This is a genomic window from Burkholderia sp. Bp8984 (assembly GCF_003853755.1).
GTDB lineage: Bacteria > Pseudomonadota > Gammaproteobacteria > Burkholderiales > Burkholderiaceae > Burkholderia.
The window spans coordinates 111,968-134,943 of record NZ_QTQN01000011.1; the positions used below are offsets into that span (position 1 = coordinate 111,968).

Consider the following 22,976-nt stretch of genomic DNA (forward strand, 5'->3'; position numbering starts at 1 on the left):
CTCCGCGCGTCACGCGGTTCCGCGAACGAGGCCCGTCATCGGCCGCGTCGCGCCGCTTTCCGCGAACAGCGTCGACGCGGTATGAGCGGGATCGAGCCGCAGGCTTTCGGCGGCCGCGCCCGCGATCAGCGCGTCGAGCGACGCGGTCGGCTTCAGGTCGCGCCCTTCGTACAGGTCGCCCGGCCGCAGGCCCGGCCAGTCGGCGATCACGCGTCCGCCCGCGACCGCCCCGCCCGCCAGCATCGCGACCGACGCCTGCCCGTGATCGGTGCCGCCCGTGCCGTTCGCGGCGGCCGTGCGGCCGAACTCGGTCGCGACGAGCACCGTGGTCCGCTGCCACACGGGCCCGAGACCGTCGCGCAACGCGGCGAGCATCGTGTCGAGCGCCTTCAACTGATTCGCGAGCCGCGCGTTCTGCGCGCTGTGCGTGTCCCAGCCGCCCGTCTCGATCATCGCGATCCGCGGGCCGTCGTCGCGCACGAGAAACGTCGCCGCGAGCTTGCCGACGCCCGCCGGATCCTGGCGCGCATGCGCGTCGCCGGCGAGACCGCGCGCGGCCATCGCCGATTGCCACAGCGGCCCGAGCTGCGCGTCGGCCTCGTACAGCGCCGACACGCGCGCGAGCAGGTCGTCCGGTGCGGCCGGCAACCCGGACGCCGCATACGACGCGGCCTGCACGCTGCCGCGCAACGCGAGCGGCACCGTCGGCGCGAACGCGATCGCGTTGTCCCGCGTCGCCGGCAACATCGCGGCGAGCCGGTTCAGCCAGCCGTCCTTCACCTGGTACGGCGCGCGCCCGCCCGTCTCGAGCACGTTCTGGCCGTCGAAATGCGAGCGGTCGCGATACGGCGACGCGATCGCGTGGACGAACAGCGCCTCTTTGTCGCGAACCATTTGCGCGGTCCGAACGAGCGACGGATGCAGCGCGAACGTGCCGTCGATGCGGGTCGCCGTCGACGCGTCGATCGCCAGCGGGCCGCGCAACGACGCATACGCGGGTTCCGCATACGGGACGACGATGTTCAGCCCGTCGGCCGCGCCGCGCTGGATCACGAACACGAAGCGCCGGTCGGTTTCGACGTTCGCGAACACGATGCGCGGCGCGACGAGGATCGCGCCCGCACCGGCGGCGGCGATGCTCAGGAAATGTCGACGGGTAAGGGATCGGGCCATGTTCATCTCCGTTGAAAATCGGGCGACACGAGCAGCAGTGCAAGCGACGTGGTCGCGCTCTCGGCACGCGAGAGTGCCGTCGCCGTCGGTGCGCTCAGCGAGCCGGCCAGCAGCGTCTTGCCGAGCGTGCGCGGGTCGAGCCGGTCGCCCGTGCGTGCGGCAAACCGCTGCGCGATCTCGACGCGACGCACCAGCGCGTCGGGCGCGGCCCAGCTCGCGGCGACGTCGTCGTAGCCGGCCGGCGAGCCGGGCCGCCACACCGGCTGGCCGAGCTGCGCGAGCAGCGGCGCGGCCTTCAGATCGCCGGTATCGCGCCAGCCGAGCCCGCGCAGCGACGACGCGGCCCACTCCCACGGCGTCTTGAACTTGCGATTGACCGGCGACCATGCGTCTGGCGCATCGACCAGCGCGCGATAGACGGTCGGCAAATCGCCGCCGCTCGTATCGAATGCACGGGCGAGCCGGTCGGTGAGCGCGGGCGGCGGATCGTCGGCGACGAAATGACGGGCGAGCTGGAACGCGACATGCCGGCCCGTCGCCGGCGAACGCGCCAGATCGCCCAGGATCGCGCGCGCTTGCGCGTTGCCCGGCTGATCGTAGGTGCGGCCCATCACCGTGCGCGCGCCCGGTTCGTGCAGCTTCGGGCGGAACACGAACGCGCCGGGCGCCACATCGCCGGGCTGCGGCCCGCGGCCGCCGGCGATGCTCCAGCCGGTCAGCGCACGCGCGAATTCCGTCACGTCCGTTTGCGTGTAACCGGTGCGTACCCCGAGCGTGTGCAGTTCCATGATTTCGCGCGCGAGGTTCTCGTTGAGGCCGCGCCGTGCCGCCGGCTGGCGGGCTTCGGCGCGCAGCGCGGCCGGGCTGTCGGGGCCGACCGAGCGCGCCTGGTCGAGGAACAGCTGCATCGCGGGATGCTGCTCGACGGCGACGAGCATGTCCTCGAAGCGGCCGAGCACGTGCGGGCGGATCGCATCGCGCTCGAATGCGCCCGCATACGCGGCAACCGGCCCCTTGTCGACCGACACCGCGAAATGGTTCGACCAGAAATGCACGAGCCGCTCGACGAACGGCGTGGACGTGGCGAGCGCGCTGTTCAACCGCGCGGTGACGGCGCTGCGATAGGCGTCGTAGCCGTCGCGACGGATCGACTGCGCGGTTGCGCGCCTGGCTGCCGCGTCGTCGCTCGTCATCGTGTTGCGGGTCGTCGCAAAGCGCGTGGCGAGCGTGATCGCGTCCGGTTCGCCGGCCCATGCGGCCGGCCTCGGGTCGTAACGATCGAGCTGGGCGACCAGCGCGGCCTTCGGATCGGCAGGCGGCGCTTCGTCGGCCCGCGCGCCGAGACCGAAGCGGTTCAGCGCGATGGCGGCCGGTGAGATGTCGTTCGGGTGGTCCATGACGGGGGCTCTCGCGATGCGTACCCGTGTTTAACGGAGGGTGGCGGGAAATCCGTCGCGGGATGAGCGAAATATTTCGGGTTCGGCGCGGGGATGTATAGCTTGCGGTCGGCTTTCAAGCAGCGGCGAGCTGCGCGCGTGCCGCGCCCGATCGTCAGATTTCCACAGCACTGGTGTTCCCTCCATCACGAGCTGCCGGACGGCAATCCTCCGAGCCTATTCGTGACCGTCACCCCAGCTCGAACGACGTCACGCCGAACACGCGGTCGATCGCGATCGCCGGCGCTTCCTTCGTATACATCCGCGCGGTTTCGAACACGCTCGACATGCCGTGCCGTTCCGCCAGCGCGACGGCCGCGGGATTCGTTTCCGGCACGTCGAGCACGATCATCTCGCCGGGCATGCGCGCCGCCAGCGCGCGAAACAGCCCCGTGGCGACGCCGGCGTCATCGGCGAATAGCGGGCCGATCTTGCAGCCGGCGTTGCAGCGGCGCACGACGCCGTATCCGGTGATGCGACCCGCGTCGACCGTTGCGAGCGCAACGGAATCCGGTTGCGCGAGCCACGCGGAAACGAAACGCGCGCGCGGCGCAGGAAAACACTGGCGATCGTACGCCAGCAACTGCTCGAACGGGACCTCGGCCGCCGCGGCCGCGTGCGCGCATCCGATGCCGTCGACGCGCCCCTGATAACGGATGTTGCGATACGCGAGCCGGAACCCCGACTTCCGGTAGTTCGCCTGTTGAGGCACGACACCGTCGAGACCGACATTGCGGTCTCCCAGGTAACGCATGCCGTGCTGCCAGATTCGCATGCCGAAGCCTTTGCCGCGAAACCCGGGTTTCACGATGTACAGACCGATGAAGCCGAAGCGTTCGTCATACGCGACGGCAGCAAGGCACGCGACCGGCTCGCCACGCCACACGCCGACGAAAAAACCGGCCGGGTCCGCTTCCCTGAAACACGGCGGATCATGCAGGCCGGGGTTCCACCCTTCGGCTGCCGCCCATTCGACCGACATGGCCACCTCGTCGGCCGACATGGTGCGCACGATCAAGTCTTCGCTTCGATCCATGGTTTGCCTCCGTCGCGGCACTCGAGATCGCCGCCAACCGATTCGCGAGCGTGACGCGTCGTCACGCCACGCCAGTTACTGGCTCCCCGCCGCGTCGTGCTTCCTCTGAAACCTCGCCGGCAGCCGCCAGTTCCCGCTGCGTCGCAACCCGTCGACGAATTTCACGCGCTCGTCGGGCGTCAGCGTCGCCGCGAAATCGACGACGCTGCGCTCGACCTGCCCCCGCAATGCACTATCGGCCGCCCGCGTCCGATCGAGCGCCGCGTCGATCGCCGCACGATCGAGCTGCGGCGCCGCCAGCAGATCCAGCACCGTGATCCGCCCGTCACGCCCTTCCCGCGCGAAATCCCGACCTTCCTTGCGCGCCGCCTTCAGCGCCGCCGCAAACGCTTGCTGACGCGCGTCGGACAATTCGTCCGCGGCGAACCGCAATGCCGTGCGCTGTCCGGGCATCCCGCCCCCATCCAGGCCTCGATGCGTAGAAAACCATTGATACGCGCCGCCGCCGATCGCGCCGAGCATGAACACGTTCAACACGACCGACCCGACGAGCATGAATTTCCAGCCGCGTTCGCTCATTCGTCGCCTCCGTCGATGCCCGGGCCGCCGAACGTCGTCGTCAGGTATCCCGGTTCGTGTTGCGCGATCGGCGCGCTGCCGAGCATCAGCATCGACACGGCCACCGCGCCCGCCAGCGCGCCGGCGAGCCCGACACCCGCGAACGCCGCGCCCGACCACCACACCGTGCCCCGGCGCCGCGCACGTTGCGGCGCGGGCGCCGACGCGACGATGCGTTCGACGAGCGCCGGCGCGGGCGGCGCGACCGTATCCTGCACGAGCCAGGCATCGAGCTCGGCGGCATCGTCGAGCGCCGCGAGCGCGTCGCGCGGATGCGCTTGCGCCCACGCTTCGGCCGCCGCGCGTTCGTCGCGCGGCCAGCGCCGCGCATCCGAGCCGTACGCGGCGACGATGGTACGGAATCGTTCGGGTGTCATCGCTTGTCCTCGCTAGGTGGGTCGCCGGCCAGTTGCGCGCGCAGGTTGCGCCTCGCGCGCGCGAGCAGGCTTTCCAGCGCATCGACGGTGATGCCCATCAGGTTGGCCGCTTCAACGTTCGACATGTCCTGATAGTACTGGAGCACGAGCGCTTCCCGCTGCCTGGGCGGCAATGCGGCGAGCGCCTCGCGCACGCGCGCATCGCGCGCGCGCAACTCCGCGTGCGCGGCCGGCTCGGGTTGCGGGTCGGGCACGTCGGGCAGTGTGTCGACCGGCTCCTCGCGCCGCCCGCGCAACCGGTCGTAGCACAGGTTCAGCACCACGCGATGCAGCCACGTGTCGAAGCGCGCTTCGCCATCCCGCCAGCGCGGCGCGTGATGCCAGATCCGCAGGAAGGTTTCCTGCGCAACGTCTTCGGCTTCGGTCCGGTCGCCGAGCATGCGCGTCGCGAGCGCAAGCAGGCGCGGCAGCTTGCGTGCGACGAGCACGCGCACGGCCGACGTGTCGCGCGCGCCGACCCGCGCGACGAGTTCCGCGTCCGGATCGGCGTCGCTCAACGCGGGCTGCTCCGCCATGCGCGGCGCGCCCGCCGCATGCTGCCGGCGAGCGTGCCCGCCGTCCGGCTGAAGCTCATCGTCGTGCTCTCCTTGCATGCGTCGGGCCGGCACCGCACGGCGCCATGCCGGCGCGTCCACGGCGCATCGCGCGCCGTGCCCGGCATCCGCCCGGCCGGTTTCGTCGACATCCGGTTCGAACGGCATATCGATCCTGTCGATCGCCAGCCGGCCGGCGCGATCAATATACGACGACCGGCGCGGGCCGGTAATACACCGGACGCGCCGGCACCACGACGCAGCCGGCCAGCACGACGGCCGCGGCTGTCAGGATCACGATGGTTCGAAAAGGCATGGCTCGACGGATGAAGTTGTGTGGAAGTCCCGCCGCACCGGCGCTGCGCGCCGCGCGGCACCCTGCGCGTCACGCCCAGTGACCCGGCACCCAGCGCCAGTTCGGGCCGCGCGCGGCCCAGTGCCCGGGCACCCAGCGATAGCCGACGCGCACCGCTTGCCAATGCCCGGGGATCCACACGTAGCGGCCCTGCCGCCAGTGCCAGTGGCCCTGATCCCACACGTAGCCCGCGCGCGGCGCCGGCATCACTTCGACGCGCGGCGGCGGCGGCGCGACCGGCGCGACGATGACGGCCTGCGCGAATGCAGCGGAGGTCGCCAGCGCGGCCACGCATCCCGCGGCAACCCGTAATGAAATGGAAAGTTTCATGAAAGACTCCGAAGCGTCGTGTAGCGAACGTGATGGCCGGAAGTGGCCGTTCGTTCGTTAAACGACGCATGCGGAAAAATCCGTCGCGACGCGCGCAAATAAAATTCCGCCGCACCGGCGACGCCGCGCTCATCCGGCGACGCATCGGGCCCGGGCGTGGACGACCGTCTGTCACAACCCGGCAAAACTGCGCTTCGACAATGCATGTCACCGGGATCCCGCTCGTTTCCGGCCCACGCCCCGGACGCGCTCGCGCACGGCCGGGCGGTTCCGCATTTCGCGTGTCACTCAACGAAAATACGATCATGTCGAACCAGGACAACTTCCCCGCCGAGTCGAACGAGCCGGCCGCTTCCGTATCGCGTCGCGGCTTCCTGAAACTGGCCGGCGTCTCCGGCCTCGCCACCGCCGCGGGCGGGCTCGCGGCCGCTCGTGCCGCCGGGTCGAACCCGGACGGCACCCCGAACAGGTGCACCTGACATGGGGCAGCGACCCGGCGTCGGAAGTCGCGATCTCGTGGGCATCGCTCGCGCCGGCCGTCAATCCGCGGGCGCGGATCGTCGCCGACGGCGAACCGGCACGCACCGTGCACGGCGTGCAGCGCCTTTACACCGACGGCCTGAACGGCGAAACGGTGTTCACGTACCACGCACGCGTGCACGGCCTGAAGCCGAACACGCGCTACCGCTACGAACTGACGGCCGACAACGACAGCAACGCCGCGCAGCCGTTTGCCGCGACCTTCACGACCGCGCCGCGCGGGCGCGCACCGTTCCGCTTCACGAGCTACGGCGACCTCGCGACGCCGAACGGCGCATGGGTGCTGTCGTCGCCGCAAAGCCGCTTCGCGGTGCAGGCCGTCGAGCAGTTCCAGCCGCTGTTCCACCTGCTGAACGGCGACCTCTGCTACGCGAACCTGAACCCCGCGCATCAGCCGGAGGTGTGGCGCGACTTCGGCAACAACAACCAGACGTCGGCCGCGAACCGCCCGTGGATGCCGTGCCCGGGCAATCACGAGATCGAATTCAACAACGGCCCGCAGGGGCTCGACTCGTACCTCGCGCGCTACACGCTGCCGGAGAACGGCACGCGCTTTCCGGGCCGCTGGTACAGCTTCCGCGTGAGCTCGGTGCTGTTCATCTCGCTCGACGCCGACGACGTCGTGTACCAGGATGCGGCCGCGTTCGTCGGCGGCCCCGCTCCGCTGGTGCCGGCCGCGAGCACCGGCCGCGCGCCGATCGAACCGGGCACGTCGTTCTACGTGCGCGGCTACAGCGACGGCGTGCAGACGCGCTGGCTCGAGCACACGCTGCGTCAAGCGTCGCACGATGACGACATCGACTGGATCGTCGTGCAGATGCACCAGGACGCGCTGAGTTCGTCGAAGACGGGCAACGGCTCGGACAAGGGCATCCGCGAGGCGTGGCTGCCGCTGTTCGACCGTTACGGCGTCGACCTCGTGCTGTGCGGTCACGATCACGATTACGAGCGCAGCTACCCGGTGCGCGGCTGCAATCACCGCGCGGGCGTCGATGCATCGACCGGCGAAGTCGTCGAGACGCTGCAGCCGCGTCCGGTCGGGTCGACCGATCCCGAGCGCACGACCTTCGACACGAGCCACGGCACGATCCACCTGATCCTCGGCGGCGGCGGCACCAGTGCGCCGCTCGACGTATACGGCGAGAACCCGGCGACCGGCTTCGCGCAGGCCAAGGTCTTCACGAAGCCGAACCGGCCGGTGCCGGGCGCCGCGCCGAACACGTTCGTGCGCAAGCCGGCCGATGCGCTGGAGGATGCGATCTGGTCCGCGCGCCGCGATACGGGCACCGGCTACGGGATCGCCGTGTTCGACCACGATCCGGGCAAGCCGGGCGGCCACACGACGATCACGATGCGCTACTACCATGCGCCGGGCGCGGATCAGCACCCGAGCGCACAGTACGAGCTGTTCGAGACGATCGAGCTGAGCAAGAAGCGCCGCGAGCGCTGATGCGACGGCCGCCCGCAACGCATGATCGCGCGGCGGGCGGCCGGGGCTGGCGCGTGCGGGACGGCGCGCGCGACGCGCTGATGGATACGGCGAATACGTGACGGCTGCGCCATGCGGAGCGGCTGCGTCCATTCGACCGCCGCACCTTGCATGCGCATCGGCACGCCGGTTTCCACCGCAAGCCGCGTTGCCGCCACCGTGCCCCTAGCTTCGCGATTCCAGCGCGATACGCACGGCCAGTCCGGCCAGCACGGTGCCCATCAACCCGCGCTGCACCCGCGCCCAGACGGGCCGACCGGCAAGAAACCCCGCGATCGAGCCGGCCATGCTCGCGATCAGCGCATTCACGCAGACACTGACCGCGATCTGCACGCAGCCCAGTGCCAGCGATTGCACGAGCACGCTGCCGTGCCCGGGCGCAATGAACTGCGGCAGCAGCGACAGGTACATCACAGCGATCTTCGGGTTCGCGAGGTTGGTGACGAAGCCCATCGTGAAGAGCCGTGCGCCGCTGTCGTGCGGCAGTTGCCGCACCTGGAACGCGGAGCGGCCACCCGGCTTGAGCGCCTGCCACGCGAGATACGACAGGTACAGCGCGCCCGATAAACGCAGCGCGTCATACGCGTACGGCACGGTCAGCACCAGCGCGGTAATGCCGAATGCCGCGCAGAACATGTAGAACACGAACCCCAGCGCGACGCCGCTGAGCGACACCAGCCCCGCACGGCGGCCCTGACAGATCGAGCGGGAGATCAGGTAAAGCATGTTCGGGCCGGGCGTCAGGGCCATGCCGAGCGATACGAGTCCGAAAGCAATCAGGGTGGGCAAGGCCGGCACGGCAGTCTCCTTCGGCGCGATGAAGTCGGGGCGAGTGTCCAGCAATGTATTGCATGTCGGCGTCTGTCGGCATGAATAAACTGCAAGTCATGCATGAGCGCGCTTCACCCCGTCATCGCGTCGTTCCGCCGGCCCGCTACTTGCCCTTTTTCGCGCGTGCCTGCATCGCCTTTCCGGCCTTCGCGCGTTGCGCGTCGACCAGTTTCACGAATGCGTCGGCGACCGCGTTGCCGCTCGCGTTCCACGCCAGTCGCACGGAACGATGCAGCCTGGGCGACAACGCCAGCACCCGGCCGCCGAACCGGGTATAGGTGAGCGTGATGCGCGGGACGATCGACACGCCCATTCCCGCCTCCGCCATCGACAGAATGGTCCGCATCTCGACCACGTTGAACGCGGCGCGAAGCGATGCACCGTTGCGCGCGAAGTAATCCGCGATGACCGGCCCGCACCCCGCCTTCGAAAAAATGAACGGCATCGTGGCCAACCGTTTCGCCGACACGCTCTCGCGCCCGTCGAACATGCCGTTCGCCGCCACCGCGACGAAATCCTCGTCGAGCAACGGCAGGTTGTTCGCGAAAGTCTTCGTGCCGGCGACCACGCCGATGTCGGCGGTGCCGTCGTCGAGCCACCCTTCGACTTCCGCGTCCGTGCCTTCGAGCAGCACGGCCGTCACGCCCTCATGCGCCGCCTTCAACGCTTCGAGCGCGGGTACGACGAACGCGAGCGAGACGCTCGGCAGCGACGCCACCACCAGCCGACCCTCGAGCTTGCCGCGCGCCAGGCCGAACTGCTGGCGCAGCGTCTGCGCTTCCCGGACGACGTTCTGCACGTACGGCCACAGGCGTTCGCCGGCAGCGGTCAGGACGACCGGCTGGCGGTCGCGCAACAGCAGCTTGACCTCGGTGATGTCCTCCAATTCGGTCAACGCGTGGCTGATCGCCGATTGACTGCGACTGAGCCGGTCGGCCGCGGCCGTCAGCGAGCCGAGTTCGACCACGGCAGCCAGGGCCTGCAACTGCGCAAGCGTCATCTCGCCTCCTTGTTGCGATGCATGTATTTTTCACATGATAGAGCGACGCATCATGAATTTGATTGATCCGGTGTCATGCGCTTCGATTGCGCGCCATCGCGTGACCTCACCCGATGCCCCGCGCCGCGCTCGGGCAAGATTCAGCCTCGAATCATGTCGAACGCCGTCGCCGGACACGCGCGCGATTGCGCCGGCGCCCGCGCCCGTCCAAGCCCCGTCCGTCGCGCCTTCAGCTCCGATCGCCAAGACGCGTTAGACTGTCCCGATGGAACAATGCCGTTATTGCCAGAGAATCCGCGATGAATGGGATTGCCACGGGGACGAATGCCGCCGGGCAATCGCGAAGGCACTGCGCCGGCAGCGCGCGGGCCTGCCGATGGTTCCCGATCGCATCCGCAACGAGCTGCCGTCCGGCGCGCCCACCCAGCAGGTGATCGCGGTCCTGTCGCGCCAGCGCCTGCGGGCGCGCCGCGGCAACGAGGAACGCCGCGAGCGCAAGGAAATCGACGACGCCGACGGCGTCTGACCCGCCAACGCCCCCCGCCAGCCGCCGCACCTGCCGGTGCCCCGCCACCGGGCGTTCGCCCGTGCGCGATGTCTCGCCGCCCGTCCGCCGTCAGTTTGCAATTCCCGCAACGCGGAACGGGGACGGATCGACCTTATGTTGGAATTGTTGCCTCACCGACAATGATCTTTCGCCGGAATCCACGTTTACCCTGAATCCACCGACGCCTACGATGTAATCAATCGCTTACGACATGGTGTCGCCGGCGAACCCAATAGAACATCGGAGGTCATCATGAAATCGCTCGTTTCCGCAGTCGTCGCCGCTGTCGCCCTGTCCGCTTCGTTCGGCGCTTTCGCACAAAGCACCGTGACCCGTGCTCAAGTCCGCAACGAACTGGTTCAGCTCGAAAATGCCGGCTACAAGCCGAGCCAGTCGAGCCCGTACTACCCGGCCGACATCCAGGCCGCGCAAGCGCGCGCACACGCTGCCGACAACAGCGGCTACGGCGCGCAGCCGGCCCCGGTCGTCCAGGGCGGCGCACCGGCGGTCAAGGTGCGCAACGCGCGCGACTCGGTCTACTTCGGCCACTAAGTCCGCCGCCGCGCGCATCGCGCGCGGTCCGCCCGGATCCAGCGAGCCCGTCCCGTGACGGGCTCGCCGCGTTTTTGCCACGCGCCGGGCCGGCCCGCCGTCAGCGGCTGCCCTCCGCCGCCACGCGGCCGCCGTCGTCGGTGGCGATACCGCCGCCGAGCAGTTCCTGGTAACGCACGCACGCGCACTGCGCGGACGCCTTCGCCGCGTACATCGCCGCGTCGGCCTTGACCAGCAGTTCCTCGGCCGACGCGCCATCCGCCGGATATTCACTCACGCCGATGCTCGCGCCCACGGCCAGGTGCCGGTCGCCGAATTCCAGTTCCTCGGCCATCACGATCTGGATACGCGACGCGATATCGCCGATCACCGCGGGCGATCGCACGTCCGAAATCAGCACGATGAATTCGTCGCCGCCGAGCCGCGCGGCCATGTCGCCGCTGCGCAGCGCGAGGCTCAGCCGTTTCGCGACCGCGACGAGCGTGCGATCGCCGGCCGCGTGCCCGTGCTGGTCGTTGATCTGCTTGAAGCGATCGAGATCGACGAACATCACCGCCAGCCCCTCGCGCACCGCGGCCGCATGCCGGATCGCGGCATCGAGATGCTCCATGAACAACAGGCGGTTCGGCAAGCCGGTCAGCGGGTCGTGACCGGCGAGGTGCGCGAGTTCCAGCTGCTTCGCGCGCAGCATCGCGACCTGCGTACGAATCTCGACGCGCATGCTGTCGAAACAGCGCGCCAGCACGCCGATCTCGTCGGCCCGCGCGACCGGCAACCGTTCGGCGGCCGGATCGTCGAACACGTGGGTCGCCGCGCGCGCGAGCATCTGCAACGGCCGCGTGATCGCGCTCGCAAACAGGATCGCGAGAATCACCGCCGCCACGCTCATCAAGAGCACCATCCGGATGATCCGCTCGCCGAGCATCCCGGCCGGCGCCAGCACGTCCGTGAGCGGACGCGCCATGCCGAGCACCACGAAGCGGTTGCCCTCGTTGTTGCCGAACGGCGTGCGCACGAACGCGAACATCTGGCCCGGTGCGGCGTCGGGCTGCGTGAGACCGTTGAGCGCCACGTTCGTGCGCGCCCCGACGAACAGCAGCCGCGTGTCGGGGAAGCTGTCCTGCATCAGCACGCGGTGCCCGCGATCGAAGCCGAAGATCTGCGACGGATCGGGGTGCACGAGGAAATCGCCCCATTTGTTCGCGAGATACACCACGTAGTCTGGCGGCAGATCGCGTTCAAGCCGGTCGAACATGCGCGTCAGCTCGACGTCGACGACCAGCGCGCCGACGACCCGGCCGCCTTCGTCGACCACCGGCGTGCCCACGCGCAGGATCGGCAGCCCTTCGGCCGCATGCGAGCCGGTCTCGTGATTGATCGCGATCGGCGACAGGTAGATATGACCGGGCGCCGTCGCAAGCGTATCGAATACGTAAGGAAACTGCCCTTTTTCCTGGAATGCACTCTCCGGCAACACGACGATGCCGTGCGCGTCGCGATCGACGCGGATCCGCTCGAGCCCGAAATCCCCGCGCGCGATCAGCCGGATCTGCAGGTACTCGGGGTGATTTTTCATGAAGCTGTAATACACCTGTTCGAGCCGCGTGCGCGGCGCGCGATCGGCGCCTTCCCCGCTCGCGACGGACGCCGACGCCGGCAATTGCGCGAGCACGAGCACATCGTCGGCCACGTCGGACAGCGCGGTCGTGAAGCGCTGTCCGAGCAAGTGCGTCGACATCAGCAGGCTGTGCTGCGCTTCCTGCACGAGCATCGTCCGGTTCGCGCGGTAGGTGTAGTAGCCGGTCGTGCCGGACGCGATCACGCCGATGCACGCGAACAGCATCGACAGCTTCCACGTGAGCCCGAGCCTGATCATTTTTCGAACCGCTCCGGCCGGTCGCCCGACACGATGCGGCTCCATAGCGACTCACGCCGCGCGATGTCCTCGACCGGCTGGATCCAGACGAGGTGCTGGTGGCCGGCCTCGAGACCGGGTGGCGGTTGGAGCGTATTCGCGAGCCCCTGGCGTTCGGTCAGCAGCACGCCGATCGCCGGTTCGAGCATGTAGTTGATCCACGCGAACGCCAGTTCGCGATGCTCCGCGCCGCGCGTGACGCCCCAGCAGTCGAGCCACGCGAGCGCGCCTTCGTCCGGAATCACGTAGCCGACATCCGCACCGGCGCGACGCAGCTGTTCGACCTGTTGCGTGCCATAGTTGCCGAACATCAGCGCCGCGCGATGCTGGACGAACAGCGTGGTCGCCTCGTCCGGAAGCGTGTAATACGTGAGCAGGTTGCGCCGCAGTTCGACCAGCTTGTGCGCGACGGCAAGCGTTTGCGCGGGCGACAGGCGAAACGGGTCGGGATAGCCGAGCGCGAGCGCGGTGAACGAAAAATTATGCGGCGCGCTGTTGAAGTCGAGCACCTTGCCGCGGTAACGCGGATTCCAGAGTTCCAGCATCGAGCGCGGCGCGACCGGCACCTGCTTGCGATCGTAGATCAGTCCCATCGACGAATACGTGAACGGAATCGCATAGGTCGAGCCGTTGCGCACGAGTCCGCCGATCGTCGCGAGCTGCTGGAAATTCGGCAGTTGCCGCCGGCGGTTGGGGATCTGCGACAGGTCGATCGGCGTGAGCAGGCCGTCGCTCGCATAGCGCTGGATCTCGGCCGTGTTGGCCGCAAGCACGTCGTACGGCGGCGGCGACGCGCTGTGCATCCGTGTCCACAACGCTTCGTCGGAATCGACGAAGGTTACTTCGACGTGCACATGAAAGTGCGTCTCGAATGCATTGACGACATCGTTGTCCGCGTAGCCGGGCCACGCAAGGACACGCAGTACGTTGTCGCCGACGGTCTCGGGGGAAGCGGCGCAGGCAGGCAGGCCCTGCCAGCCCAGCGTCAGGACGACAAGCCACCGGCACGCGGCGCGGCGCGCACGGCGCGCGCCGATTCCCCTGATCAATCGGTCCTCGTCCGAATTCCCCGTATGCATTCGACTGTCCTTTTTTCGAGTCGATGCTTGATCGTGCAACAAGACCACAAAAAATATCGCCGCGCAATTGGAACAAGCCGCACGCGCACTGCATCCGCCTATTCGGAGCGCGTCATCCGTGTACGCGTTCGATCGCACGTCGCTGCACGCGCTCGAACCCGGCCACGCGAACGGAGAATCATCAGGTGAAAGGCAAGACGCGACGTGTGCCGACTCCGCTTGCAGCCACGGCGCCACGCGGTATGTACTGCGTATGCGTTCGGAGCGTTCGGAGCGTTCGGTGCATTCGATGCATTCGGCGACGCGCGTCATCCATCGCGTCGTGTCACCACCTCCGCCTGCATGCGCGTCGAGCCATCGCATGCGCATCCGCGCCACGCAGGCATGAACGCCGCGATCGCGCGCGACGGATGCGCACGCATCGGCATCGCCACGACAGCGCGACCGGCCGCGGCCGTCGCGCTTTCCTTTTCGGGCCGCTCGTCGGACAATGACGCGCGCCCGCCGGCGCGGCGCCGCATCGGCCCCGCGCGAGCGGCACCAAGCATGCTCCGCCCGCGCCGATGAAACGCTACGAAACCCTCGCCCAGACGATCGCCGACGAAATCCGCAACGGCAACCTCGCGGTCGGCACACGCCTGCCGTCGCTGCGGCGGATCATCGCGCAGCATGGCGTGAGCCAGTCGACGGTGTTTCGCGCGTACTACCTGCTCGAACAGTGGGGGCTGATCCGCGCACGCGAGCGTTCCGGCTATTTCGTCGCGCCCGGCGCGGGCCCGGCGGCGAACCCGCCCGCGAAACGCCGCGCGAGCCGTGCCGGCGCCACGCGCAAGGTCGACATCAGCGACCTCGTGTTCTCGGTGCTCGACGCCGCGACGCAGCCCGGCATCGTGCCGCTCGGCTCCGCATTTCCCGCGCCGCAGCTGTTTCCGCTGCCGCGCCTCGCGAAATCGCTCGCACAGGCGACGCGGCTCGTCAGCCCGTGGAGCACGGTCGTCGACCTGCCGCCCGGCAGCGAGGCGCTGCGCCAGCAGATCGCGCGGCGCTATCTGGCAACCGGTGTCGCGCAGCCCGTCGACGAGATCGTCGTCACCAACGGTGCGCTCGAAGCGCTGAACCTGTGCCTGATGGCCGTCACGCGGCCCGGCGACGTCGTCGCGGTCGAGTCTCCCGGCTTCTATGCGGCGCTGCAGGCGATCGAGCGGCTCGACCTGCGCGCGGTCGAGATTCCCGTCGATCCACGCACGGGCCTCGATCTCGATGCGCTCGCGAACGCGCTGGACCGGCACGACATCCGCGCGTGCTGGTTCATGACCAATTTCCAGAATCCGACCGGTGTCACGCTGTCGCTCGACAAGAAGCGCGCGCTCGTCGAGCTGCTGGCCGCACGCGAGGTGCCGCTGATCGAGGACGACGTATACGGCGAGCTGCATTTCGGCCCCGACTACCCGCTGCCCGCGCGCGCATTCGACCGGCACGGCCTCGTGATGCATTGCAGTTCGTTCTCGAAGACGCTCGCGCCCGGCTACCGGATCGGCTGGGCCGCCGCCGGCCGGTTCGCGGAGAAGGTGCAGCGGCTCAAGCTGATGACCACGCTGTCGGCGAGCATTCCCGCGCAGGCCGGCATCGCGAACTATCTGGAGCACGGCGGCTACGACCGTCACCTGCGCAAGCTGCGCGGCACCCTGCAGGCGCAGCTCGCGCGCATGGACGACGCGCTGCGGCGCTGGCTGCCGCCCGGCGTCGAGTGGGTGCGGCCGGACGGCGGGTATTTCCTGTGGCTGTCGTTTCCCGACGCGATCGACGCGATGGAACTGCACCGCCAGGCGATCGCGCGCGGCATCAGCTTCGCACCGGGGCCGCTGTTCTCGGCCGCGCACGGCTTCGAGCGCTGCGTGCGCGTGAACTTCGGCCATCCGTGGAGCCGCGACATCGAGCGCGCGATCCGCGTGCTCGGCGAGCTGGTCGCCGGGCCGGCGGTACGCAAGTCGGGCTGATCGCGCCTCGTGCGCACGCTGCGCGCCGCGCGCATCACGTCCATGCAGCGAAGCCGCGCGCGGGTTACATTGCTGGTCCCGCCGCTCCTTCACGATTGCCCATGAGCCAACTGCCCTACCTCGATCACGACGCGTTGCTGAAACTGGCGGCCGAAGCGGCACACGTTACGCAGCCGTGCACGTGCACGAGAACCTCGCTCGCCGGCTGGACGACCCTGCCGCTGTCGCTGCAGGACACGCAACTGACCGAAGTGGCCACGCTTGCGCCGCCCGGCGAGACCGAGCCGACCTACGACGAATATCATCCGGCCGGCACGCGCTATGCGTCGGACGACGCGCCGATCGCACCGCGCCACTTTCCGTACAACCGCTGCAACGTCAGCCGCTGCGTATCGTGCGGCCGGCTCTATCTGCGCTATCAGGAAGGCGGCGGCTACTTCATCGACCAGCGCATCCGCGCGCTCGATCCGACGTTGATCGTCGACGCGCCGGCGCAAACCTGAACCCGACGCGGGGCATGCGCAATGCATGCCCCGGCACACAACGGCGCGCTCCGCCGATCTGCTGCGCCGTTTCCATTCCGATCTGCGCCGTTTCCGCTCCGATCTGCTGCGCCGTTTCCGCTCCGATCTGCTGCTTGTCCCGCCGCCCCGCGTTCCCTACGCTGTCCCTGTTGCCCGACACCCGTCGCAACGTCCCCTCCCGAGCGGCGCGCGCCTCTGCGCCGCCGCTCCTCTCGCGTATCACGTCATGTACCGATATACCGATTTCGACCGGGCGCTCGTGCACAGCCGCGCCGCCCAGTTCCGCGACCAGCTCGAACGCTGGCAGCACGGCACGCTGAGCGAGGATGCGTTCCGGCCGTTGCGCCTGCAGAACGGCTGGTACGTGCAGCGCCATGCGCCGATGCTGCGCGTGGCCGTGCCGTACGGCGAACTGTCGAGCGCGCAGCTGCGCGTGCTCGCCCGGATCGCACGCGACTACGACGTGCCCGACGACGCCACCTACCGCGCCGCCTGCGACGCGCAGGCGCAGCTCGGCACGCTGCGCCTGCCGACCCGCAACGCGCACTTCACGACCCGCACCAACGTGCAGTTCAACTGGATTCCGCTCGCGAAGGCGGCCGACGTGATGGACTTGCTCGCGACCGTCGACATGCACGGGATCCAGACGAGCGGCAATTGCATCCGCAACATTTCATGCGACGAGCGTGCGGGCGTCGCGCCGGACGAGATCGCCGATCCGCGCCCGTTCGCCGAGGTGATGCGCCAGTGGACGACACTGCATCCGGAATTCGCGTTCCTGCCGCGCAAGTTCAAGATCGCGATCACCGGCGCGGCCGAGGACCGTGCGGCGACCGACTGGCACGACGTCGGGCTGAAACTCGTGCGCAACGACGCGGGCGAACTCGGCTTTCGCGTGAGCGCCGGCGGTGGCATGGGCCGCACGCCGCTGATCGCGACGCTGCTGCGCGCGTTCCTGCCGTGGCAGCAGGTGATGAACTACATCGAGGCGATCGTCCGCGTGTACAACCGCTACGGGCGGCGCGACAACAAGTACAAGGCGCGCATCAAGATCCTCGTGAAGAGCGAGGGACAGCGCTATATCGACGACGTCGAGGAAGAATTCCGCCAGATCGTCGAGCATGACGGCGGCCCGCACACGATCCCGCAGGCCGAGTTCGACCGGATCGCCGCATCGTTCGTGCCGCCGCGCCTCGCGCCCCGCACGCTCGACCTGCACGACATCGAAGCGCGCATGGCCGCACACGCCAGCCGCCATCCGGCCTTCGCGCGCTGGCTCGCGCGCAATGTCGCAGCGCATCGCGACCCGGCGCTGCGCATCGTCACGCTGTCGTTCAAGCGCCGCCTGCAGGCGCCCGGCGACGCGTCGCCCGAGCAGCTCGACGCGCTCGCCGAACTCGCCGAGCGCTTCTCGGCCGGCGAGGCACGCGTCACGCATACTCAGAACGTGGTGCTGCCGTGGGTGCACGTCGACGACCTGTTCCTGCTGTGGGAGCAAGCGCGCGCGATCGGCCTTGCCAGCGCAAACGTCGGACTCCTGACTGACATGATCGCGTGCCCGGGCGGCGATTTCTGCGCGCTCGCGAACGCGCGCTCGATCCCGATCGCCGATGCGATCGCCGAGCGGTTCCAGGATCTCGACATGCTGCACGACGTCGGCGACATCGACCTGCACATCAGCGGCTGCATCAACTCCTGCGGCCATCATCACAGCGGGCACATCGGCATCCTCGGCGTCGACAAGGACGGCGCCGAGTGGTACCAGGTGACGCTCGGCGGTTCGGACGGCTCGAGCGCGAGCGGCCCCGCTCGGCCGGGCAAGGTGATCGGCCCGTCGTTCTCGGCGGACGAGATCGTCGATGTCGTCGACGCGCTCGTCAATGTCTATCTCGACGCGCGGCTCGACGCCGACGGCCGCAGCGAACGATTCATCGACACGGTGCGCCGCATCGGCGCCGAGCCCTTCAAGGCCGCGGCCAACGACGCCCGTCACCAGGCGGAGCACGCATGACACCGACCGACGCACACGCCAGCACGAACGTACGCATCCGCCTGCTGACGCCGGCCGAACACGCCGACGATACGAATGCGCCGGACACCGCGACCCGCACGATCCTGACGATCGGCAACGACGAGGAACTGCGGCCGCTCGCCGCTCGCATCGCGCAGGCCGCGCGCATCGACCTGCACTTCCCGTCATTCACCGACGGCCGCGCATACAGCCAGGCGTATCTGCTGCGCAAGCGCTTCGGTTTCGCCGGCGACCTGCGCGCGACCGGCGACGTGCTGGTCGATCAGTTGCTGTTGATGGAGCGCACCGGGTTTTCGAGCGCGGTGCTCGGCGCCGATGCCGATCTGGCCGCCGCGCGCCGGCAGCTCGACCGGTTTCCCGGCTTCTATCAGCGCGATGCGAGAACGGCGGCGCCGCGGCAGGACGCGGCGCCGCAAGTCGAGACGCAAGCCGGGAAATGAAAACGGGCGGCCCGCAGGCCGCCCGTCCGATGAACCGCAAGCGCCGCGCCCGCCACGCAGCGGGCGCCGGCGTTCAGCGCGCCGCCACCGGCTTGCCGAACGCGCCGAGGATCTTCTTCTCGAGCGCGATGTAGTCGTGGCCGAAGTGGTGGTCGCCGCCCGTCTTGATCACGTCGGCACCGGTGTTCGCGAGCGCCGGACACATCGTGTCCTTCTCTTCCGCGCCGTAGAAGCACTGCACGAGCTGCGGCGGCACCTTCGCGATTTCCGGCGCGACCTTCATCGCCTTGTCGCTCGCCGGCATCCCGAGCCAGCCCGTCACGCGGATCTGGAAATCCGCCGCCGGCGCGAAGCCGAGCAGCGACATCACCGCCACCTTGTCACGCAGGTCGGCCGGCAGCCGGTTGTACGCGAACGGCATCACGTCCGCGCCGAACGAGTAGCCGACCAGCGCCACGCGGTTCGCATGCCAGCGCGCCATGTAGGTGCGCATCACGCGCGCCAGGTCGCGGCTCACCTGTGCAGGCGGCTTCTCGCTCCAGAAGTAGCGCAGGCTGTCGATGCCGACCACCGCCACGCCGTCGCGCTGCAGCGCCTCGGCGATCGTCTTGTCGAGATCGCGCCAGCCGCCGTCGCCCGAGATCACGATCGCGAGGCGGTCGCTGCCGCCCTTGGCCGGCAACTCGACGAGCGGCAGGTCCGACACGTCGAGCTCGTCGGTGCTGCTGGTGTCGTGCAGGTGCGACGTGACGAGCGACACGAGCTTCGCGGTGTCGCCGGCCGCGGCCGTTTCGACGAAGCCCGGCATCGCGCGGCGCACGATCGTCGGATCGGGCGGGCACGGCTTGAAGCGCGCATCGAGCTTCGCCGCCGGCGCGACCGACGCGACACCGGCGATCGTGTTTTCCGGCGCCATCGACAGGATCTGCTTCGCGATCGCGCCGCCCTGGCCCACGCCCGCGACGATAGGCGTGTAGTAACGCGCCGATTGCGCGAGGCGTTCGAGCTGGTGGCTGACCGCTTCGGCATCGCCGTCGAGGTGGTGACAGGTTTCCTGCTTCGCGGCGAGGTTCGCCGCATAGCGCTCCGAATCCACCCCGACCGTCATCGCGCCCGCTTTAGCGAGGGCGTCGGCCGCCTGCTGGTCGGCGGCGCCCCAGCCCCGCCCGCGCGAAAACAGCACGACGAAGCCGCGCAGCGGGCCGCCCGGCTTCGTCACGGTCACGGGGCCGTAGCGGCCGCCCGACACGGTTTCCGGTTGCGCCGCGGCCTGCGCCGCGAACGCCGCGCCGGCCAGCATCATTCCCGCGCAGGCGACTGCCGCCCGCGCGATACCCTTCTTCAACATCATGAACGCCGACCTCCAGCCAGCAGGGACAGATCCGCGAGCGTGACGAACACGCCGACCGAGCCCGAGGCCGCGAGATAGCGCGGCTCCCAGTGCGGCTCGAACTTGCTCTTGAATGCACGCAAGCCGCGGAAGTTGTAGAAGCGGCCGCCGAAGCGCCAGACCATCAGCCCGAACCGGTGCCACGGCGACGGCATCTTCGCCGCCCCCATCCCCGAGAACGGAGCGATGCCCAGGCTCAGCTTGCGGAACCCCGCTTCCTTCAGATGCAGCGCGAGCTGCGTAAACAGATACTCCATCGCATACGGCGACGCGTCCGGCAGATGACGCATCACGCCGACCGTCGCCTCGGTGTTGAGGTCGGTCGTCATGAACGTGACGAACGCGATCGGCTTGTCGGCCTGGCGCACGAGCATCACCGACTGCGTCGCGAGATAGCCGTCGTGGAACGCGGCCACCGAGAAGCTCTTCTCGCGCGCGTCGCGGCTATCGAGCCAGCCGTCGGAGATGTCGCGCAGCGACGGCAGCGCGGCCGGCACGTCGCGCGGCGCGATCACCTCGACCGTCAGCGCGTCCTTGTCGCCGCGGCGCAGCGCATAGCGCAGGTGCGACCGGTTCGAACCCTTCAGGTCGAAGCGGTCGAGCGCGATGTGCGCTTCCTCGCCGAGCTTCATCAGCGTGAGCCCCGCGTCGAGATACAGCGGCAGCGCGTTCGCGCGCACCTGGTAGAACGCCGCGCGGCCGCTGTGCGCATGCGCCAGCGCGATGAACTTGCCGATCAGCGCCGGCCATTCCTCGCGCGGGCCGACCGGATCGTGCAGCGCGGCCCACGTGCGGCCGTTCTTCGCATACATCAGGAACGCGCGGCGCGATTCGGAGAACAGGAACGACTTGTCGCCCATCAGCGCGAGGCCCGCATCGCTGCACTCCTGCGCGCGGATGATCTGCTCCGCGTCGATCAGGTCCTGCTCGGCGGGCTTCACGAAACGCCCGGGCGCCGGCCGCAGCAGTTGCCACAGCGCGAACATCGCGACGAACACGCCGGCCGCCAGCGTCGCGCGCAGTGCCCGCGGCGCGCGCTCGTCGAACGCGAAATGCGACCACAGATCGCGCGTGTAAGGCACGTCGCGGAACGCGAAGCACAGCACCCACACGGCGAGCACGAGCACCATCGTCACCGACACGAACCAGCTCACCGTAAAGCGCTCGGCGAGCAGCGACGAATGCCGGTTGAAGCGGCGGCGGCTGACGAGCAGCAGCACCAGCAGCGTGCCGAGCACGCCGGCCTCGACGAACGCGAGGCCCTTGGCCAGCGACAGCGCGAGGCTCGCGAGCGTCAGCGCGAAAGTCATCCACCATGCGCCGTCGAGCCGGCGCAACAGCCCGCGCGCGACGAACAGCAACGCGACGCCCAGCACGCTGCAGATCACCTGCGAGCCTTCGAGCACCCACAGCGGCACGATGTTGCGCAGGATCGCGATCCGGTGCCAGAACGCGGGCGTCGCGCTCGAGATCACCAGCATCCCGCCGACCGCGAAGGTCACGAGGCTAAGGAACAGCGGCGCCAGCTGCGACACGCGCGCGGCCTGCCGCGTCACGAGCCGGCGGCGCAGCGCGCGGCCCTCGAACCCGGCCAGCAGGCCGGCCGACAGCACGAGCGGCACGCCGAAGTAGATCGCGCGATAGGCGATCAGCGCGGCGACCATCGCGTGCGCCGGCACTTCGCGGCCCAGCGTGAAGACCATCGCGGCCTCGAACACGCCGATCCCGCCCGGCGTATGGCCGATCATCCCGAGCAGCAGCGCGGCCGCGTACACGGTGATGAAAGTCGGCAAGCCGACTGGAGCGGACGGCAACAGCACCCACAGCGTCAGGCCCGCGGCCACGACGTCGAGCACCGCATAGACGACCTGGGCGACGAGGTCGCGCCGCGCCGGCACGTCGAACGCGAGCCATTTGAAGCGCGTGACGACCGGGCGCGCGACGTTGCCGCACAGCATCGTCATGACGGCCAGCACCACGAGCAGCGCGGCGCCGCTCCACGTCAGCACGCCGGGCGCGACATGCAGCATCGCGGCGAGCGTCTGCGGCACGCAGACCATGCCGACCGCCGTCATCAGCACCAGTGCGAGTGCGAGCGTGCCGCTGGTGAAGACGGTCATCCGGCCGATCTGCGCGGGGGTGACGCCCGACACGCCGTACACGCGCGCGCGCACGGCGCCGCCCGTCAGCGCGCCGAAGCCGGTTGCATTGCCGAGCGCGGAGCCGGCGATCGCGCCGATCCACAGCGCGGCGCGCGGCACTTTCGCGGCGACGTAGCGCAGGCCGACCGCATCGCGGGCGACGAGCGCGAGATAGCTGAGGGCCGTCGCGGCCAGCGACGCGCCCCACTCGCCCACGGACAGGTGGCGCAGTTGGCGGATCACCGACCGGTAGTCGACGGATTCGGACAGGTGCTGGAACACCACGATCAGCAGCAGGCCGATGCCGAGCGCGAGCAGCGGCGACAGCACGCGCTCATTGCGGATCAGCGTCGCGACACGGGCGATCGCTGCCGCGGCACGGCCGGGCTGGCCAGGGTGGCGGGAAGACATAGAGTGTTCAGTGGTGGTGCGTAGCTTGTCGCGGCGCAGGGTGGCCTCGCGGCGACGAATCTGGTTGTTCTGCGTGGGCGGTCGGCCTGGGACGAAGCCAGGCGGCGCCTGAATCAGAAATTACGAGTATACGGATTTTATATTACAGAATCTTTCGATCCCGTACTGAG

19 protein-coding genes and 1 pseudogene are annotated in these 22,976 nt (G+C 69.2%); 7 read left to right on the forward strand and 13 right to left on the reverse strand.

Translation table 11 applies throughout. From position 1 onward, the window contains the following. Nucleotides 1-9: 9 nt before the first annotated feature. The 7 genes from DID98_RS14115 to DID98_RS14145 all read right to left on the reverse strand — a co-directional run bounded on the left by DID98_RS14115 (nt 10) and on the right by DID98_RS14145 (nt 5,918). On the reverse strand, nt 10-1,173 hold the full coding sequence (locus DID98_RS14115; RefSeq protein ID WP_124570896.1) for a DUF1501 domain-containing protein: 1,164 nt from the start codon (nt 1,171-1,173) through the stop codon (nt 10-12). Nucleotides 1,174-1,175: 2 nt separating this feature from the next. Beyond that, nucleotides 1,176-2,570, reverse strand: coding sequence for a DUF1800 family protein (locus DID98_RS14120; RefSeq protein ID WP_124570897.1), 1,395 nt, complete (start codon nt 2,568-2,570; stop codon nt 1,176-1,178). A gap of 229 nt (nt 2,571-2,799) precedes the next feature. Then, nucleotides 2,800-3,645 carry a GNAT family N-acetyltransferase gene (locus tag DID98_RS14125; RefSeq protein WP_124570898.1) on the reverse strand — a complete coding sequence of 282 codons (846 nt, stop codon included), beginning with the start codon at nt 3,643-3,645 and terminating at the stop codon, nt 2,800-2,802. A 75-nt stretch (nt 3,646-3,720) separates the two neighbouring features. Then, nucleotides 3,721-4,224, reverse strand: a complete 504-nt coding sequence (locus DID98_RS14130) for a periplasmic heavy metal sensor (protein WP_124570899.1) — start codon at nt 4,222-4,224, stop codon at nt 3,721-3,723. Then, complete coding sequence (locus DID98_RS14135) at nt 4,221-4,640, reverse strand: hypothetical protein (RefSeq protein WP_124484660.1); 420 nt, start codon at nt 4,638-4,640, stop codon at nt 4,221-4,223. The genes DID98_RS14130 and DID98_RS14135 overlap by 4 nt, the downstream gene beginning before the upstream one ends. Further along, nucleotides 4,637-5,401, reverse strand: a complete 765-nt coding sequence (locus tag DID98_RS14140; RefSeq protein WP_124570900.1) for an RNA polymerase sigma factor — start codon at nt 5,399-5,401, stop codon at nt 4,637-4,639. The genes DID98_RS14135 and DID98_RS14140 overlap by 4 nt, the downstream gene beginning before the upstream one ends. Nucleotides 5,402-5,618: 217 nt before the next feature. Continuing rightward, nucleotides 5,619-5,918 carry a YXWGXW repeat-containing protein gene (locus DID98_RS14145; protein ID WP_124484658.1) on the reverse strand — a complete coding sequence of 100 codons (300 nt, stop codon included), beginning with the start codon at nt 5,916-5,918 and terminating at the stop codon, nt 5,619-5,621. 305 nt (nt 5,919-6,223) lie between these two features. Here DID98_RS14145 and DID98_RS14150 point away from each other — a divergent pair. Beyond that, nucleotides 6,224-7,908, forward strand: a pseudogene (locus tag DID98_RS14150) (purple acid phosphatase family protein). 204 nt (nt 7,909-8,112) lie between these two features. Here the strand turns inward: DID98_RS14150 and DID98_RS14155 are convergent. Both DID98_RS14155 and DID98_RS14160 read right to left on the reverse strand, forming a co-directional pair. Next, nucleotides 8,113-8,745, reverse strand: coding sequence for a LysE family translocator (locus DID98_RS14155; protein WP_124570901.1), 633 nt, complete (start codon nt 8,743-8,745; stop codon nt 8,113-8,115). A gap of 136 nt (nt 8,746-8,881) precedes the next feature. Next, nucleotides 8,882-9,778, reverse strand: a complete 897-nt coding sequence (locus DID98_RS14160; protein WP_124570902.1) for a LysR family transcriptional regulator — start codon at nt 9,776-9,778, stop codon at nt 8,882-8,884. 265 nt (nt 9,779-10,043) lie between these two features. Between DID98_RS14160 and DID98_RS14165 the strand changes: the two genes are divergently transcribed. After that, the gene (locus DID98_RS14165) at nt 10,044-10,304 is read left to right on the forward strand and encodes a hypothetical protein (protein ID WP_006760082.1); all 261 of its coding nucleotides are present in this window, start codon (nt 10,044-10,046) and stop codon (nt 10,302-10,304) included. A gap of 273 nt (nt 10,305-10,577) precedes the next feature. After that, on the forward strand, nt 10,578-10,877 hold the full coding sequence (locus tag DID98_RS14170; protein ID WP_124484654.1) for a DUF4148 domain-containing protein: 300 nt from the start codon (nt 10,578-10,580) through the stop codon (nt 10,875-10,877). Nucleotides 10,878-10,977: 100 nt separating this feature from the next. On the opposite strand, the gene DID98_RS14175 is transcribed toward DID98_RS14170, so the two are convergent. Then, nucleotides 10,978-12,753: a sensor domain-containing diguanylate cyclase gene (locus DID98_RS14175; protein WP_124484653.1), complete on the reverse strand. Its 1,776-nt coding sequence runs from the start codon at nt 12,751-12,753 to the stop codon at nt 10,978-10,980. Then, nucleotides 12,750-13,871: an extracellular solute-binding protein gene (locus DID98_RS14180; RefSeq protein WP_044845699.1), complete on the reverse strand. Its 1,122-nt coding sequence runs from the start codon at nt 13,869-13,871 to the stop codon at nt 12,750-12,752. Before DID98_RS14180 ends, DID98_RS14175 begins: the two co-directional genes overlap by 4 nt. A gap of 563 nt (nt 13,872-14,434) precedes the next feature. Here DID98_RS14180 and DID98_RS14185 point away from each other — a divergent pair. From DID98_RS14185 to DID98_RS14200, 4 genes are all read left to right on the forward strand, one after another. Next, nucleotides 14,435-15,868, forward strand: coding sequence for a PLP-dependent aminotransferase family protein (locus DID98_RS14185; protein ID WP_124570903.1), 1,434 nt, complete (start codon nt 14,435-14,437; stop codon nt 15,866-15,868). A 101-nt stretch (nt 15,869-15,969) separates the two neighbouring features. After that, nucleotides 15,970-16,371: a hypothetical protein gene (locus tag DID98_RS14190; protein ID WP_124570904.1), complete on the forward strand. Its 402-nt coding sequence runs from the start codon at nt 15,970-15,972 to the stop codon at nt 16,369-16,371. A 247-nt stretch (nt 16,372-16,618) separates the two neighbouring features. Beyond that, entirely contained in the window at nt 16,619-18,403 is a 1,785-nt protein-coding gene (locus tag DID98_RS14195) for a nitrite/sulfite reductase (RefSeq protein WP_124570905.1), read from the forward strand. Next, nucleotides 18,400-18,864: a DUF934 domain-containing protein gene (locus tag DID98_RS14200; protein WP_124570906.1), complete on the forward strand. Its 465-nt coding sequence runs from the start codon at nt 18,400-18,402 to the stop codon at nt 18,862-18,864. Before DID98_RS14195 ends, DID98_RS14200 begins: the two co-directional genes overlap by 4 nt. Before the next feature lie 73 nt (nt 18,865-18,937). On the opposite strand, the gene DID98_RS14205 is transcribed toward DID98_RS14200, so the two are convergent. Both DID98_RS14205 and mprF read right to left on the reverse strand, forming a co-directional pair. After that, nucleotides 18,938-20,215, reverse strand: coding sequence for a virulence factor family protein (locus DID98_RS14205; RefSeq protein ID WP_124522033.1), 1,278 nt, complete (start codon nt 20,213-20,215; stop codon nt 18,938-18,940). Continuing rightward, complete coding sequence (gene mprF / locus DID98_RS14210) at nt 20,212-22,806, reverse strand: bifunctional lysylphosphatidylglycerol flippase/synthetase MprF (RefSeq protein ID WP_124484646.1); 2,595 nt, start codon at nt 22,804-22,806, stop codon at nt 20,212-20,214. Before mprF ends, DID98_RS14205 begins: the two co-directional genes overlap by 4 nt. Nucleotides 22,807-22,976: the final 170 nt, after the last annotated feature.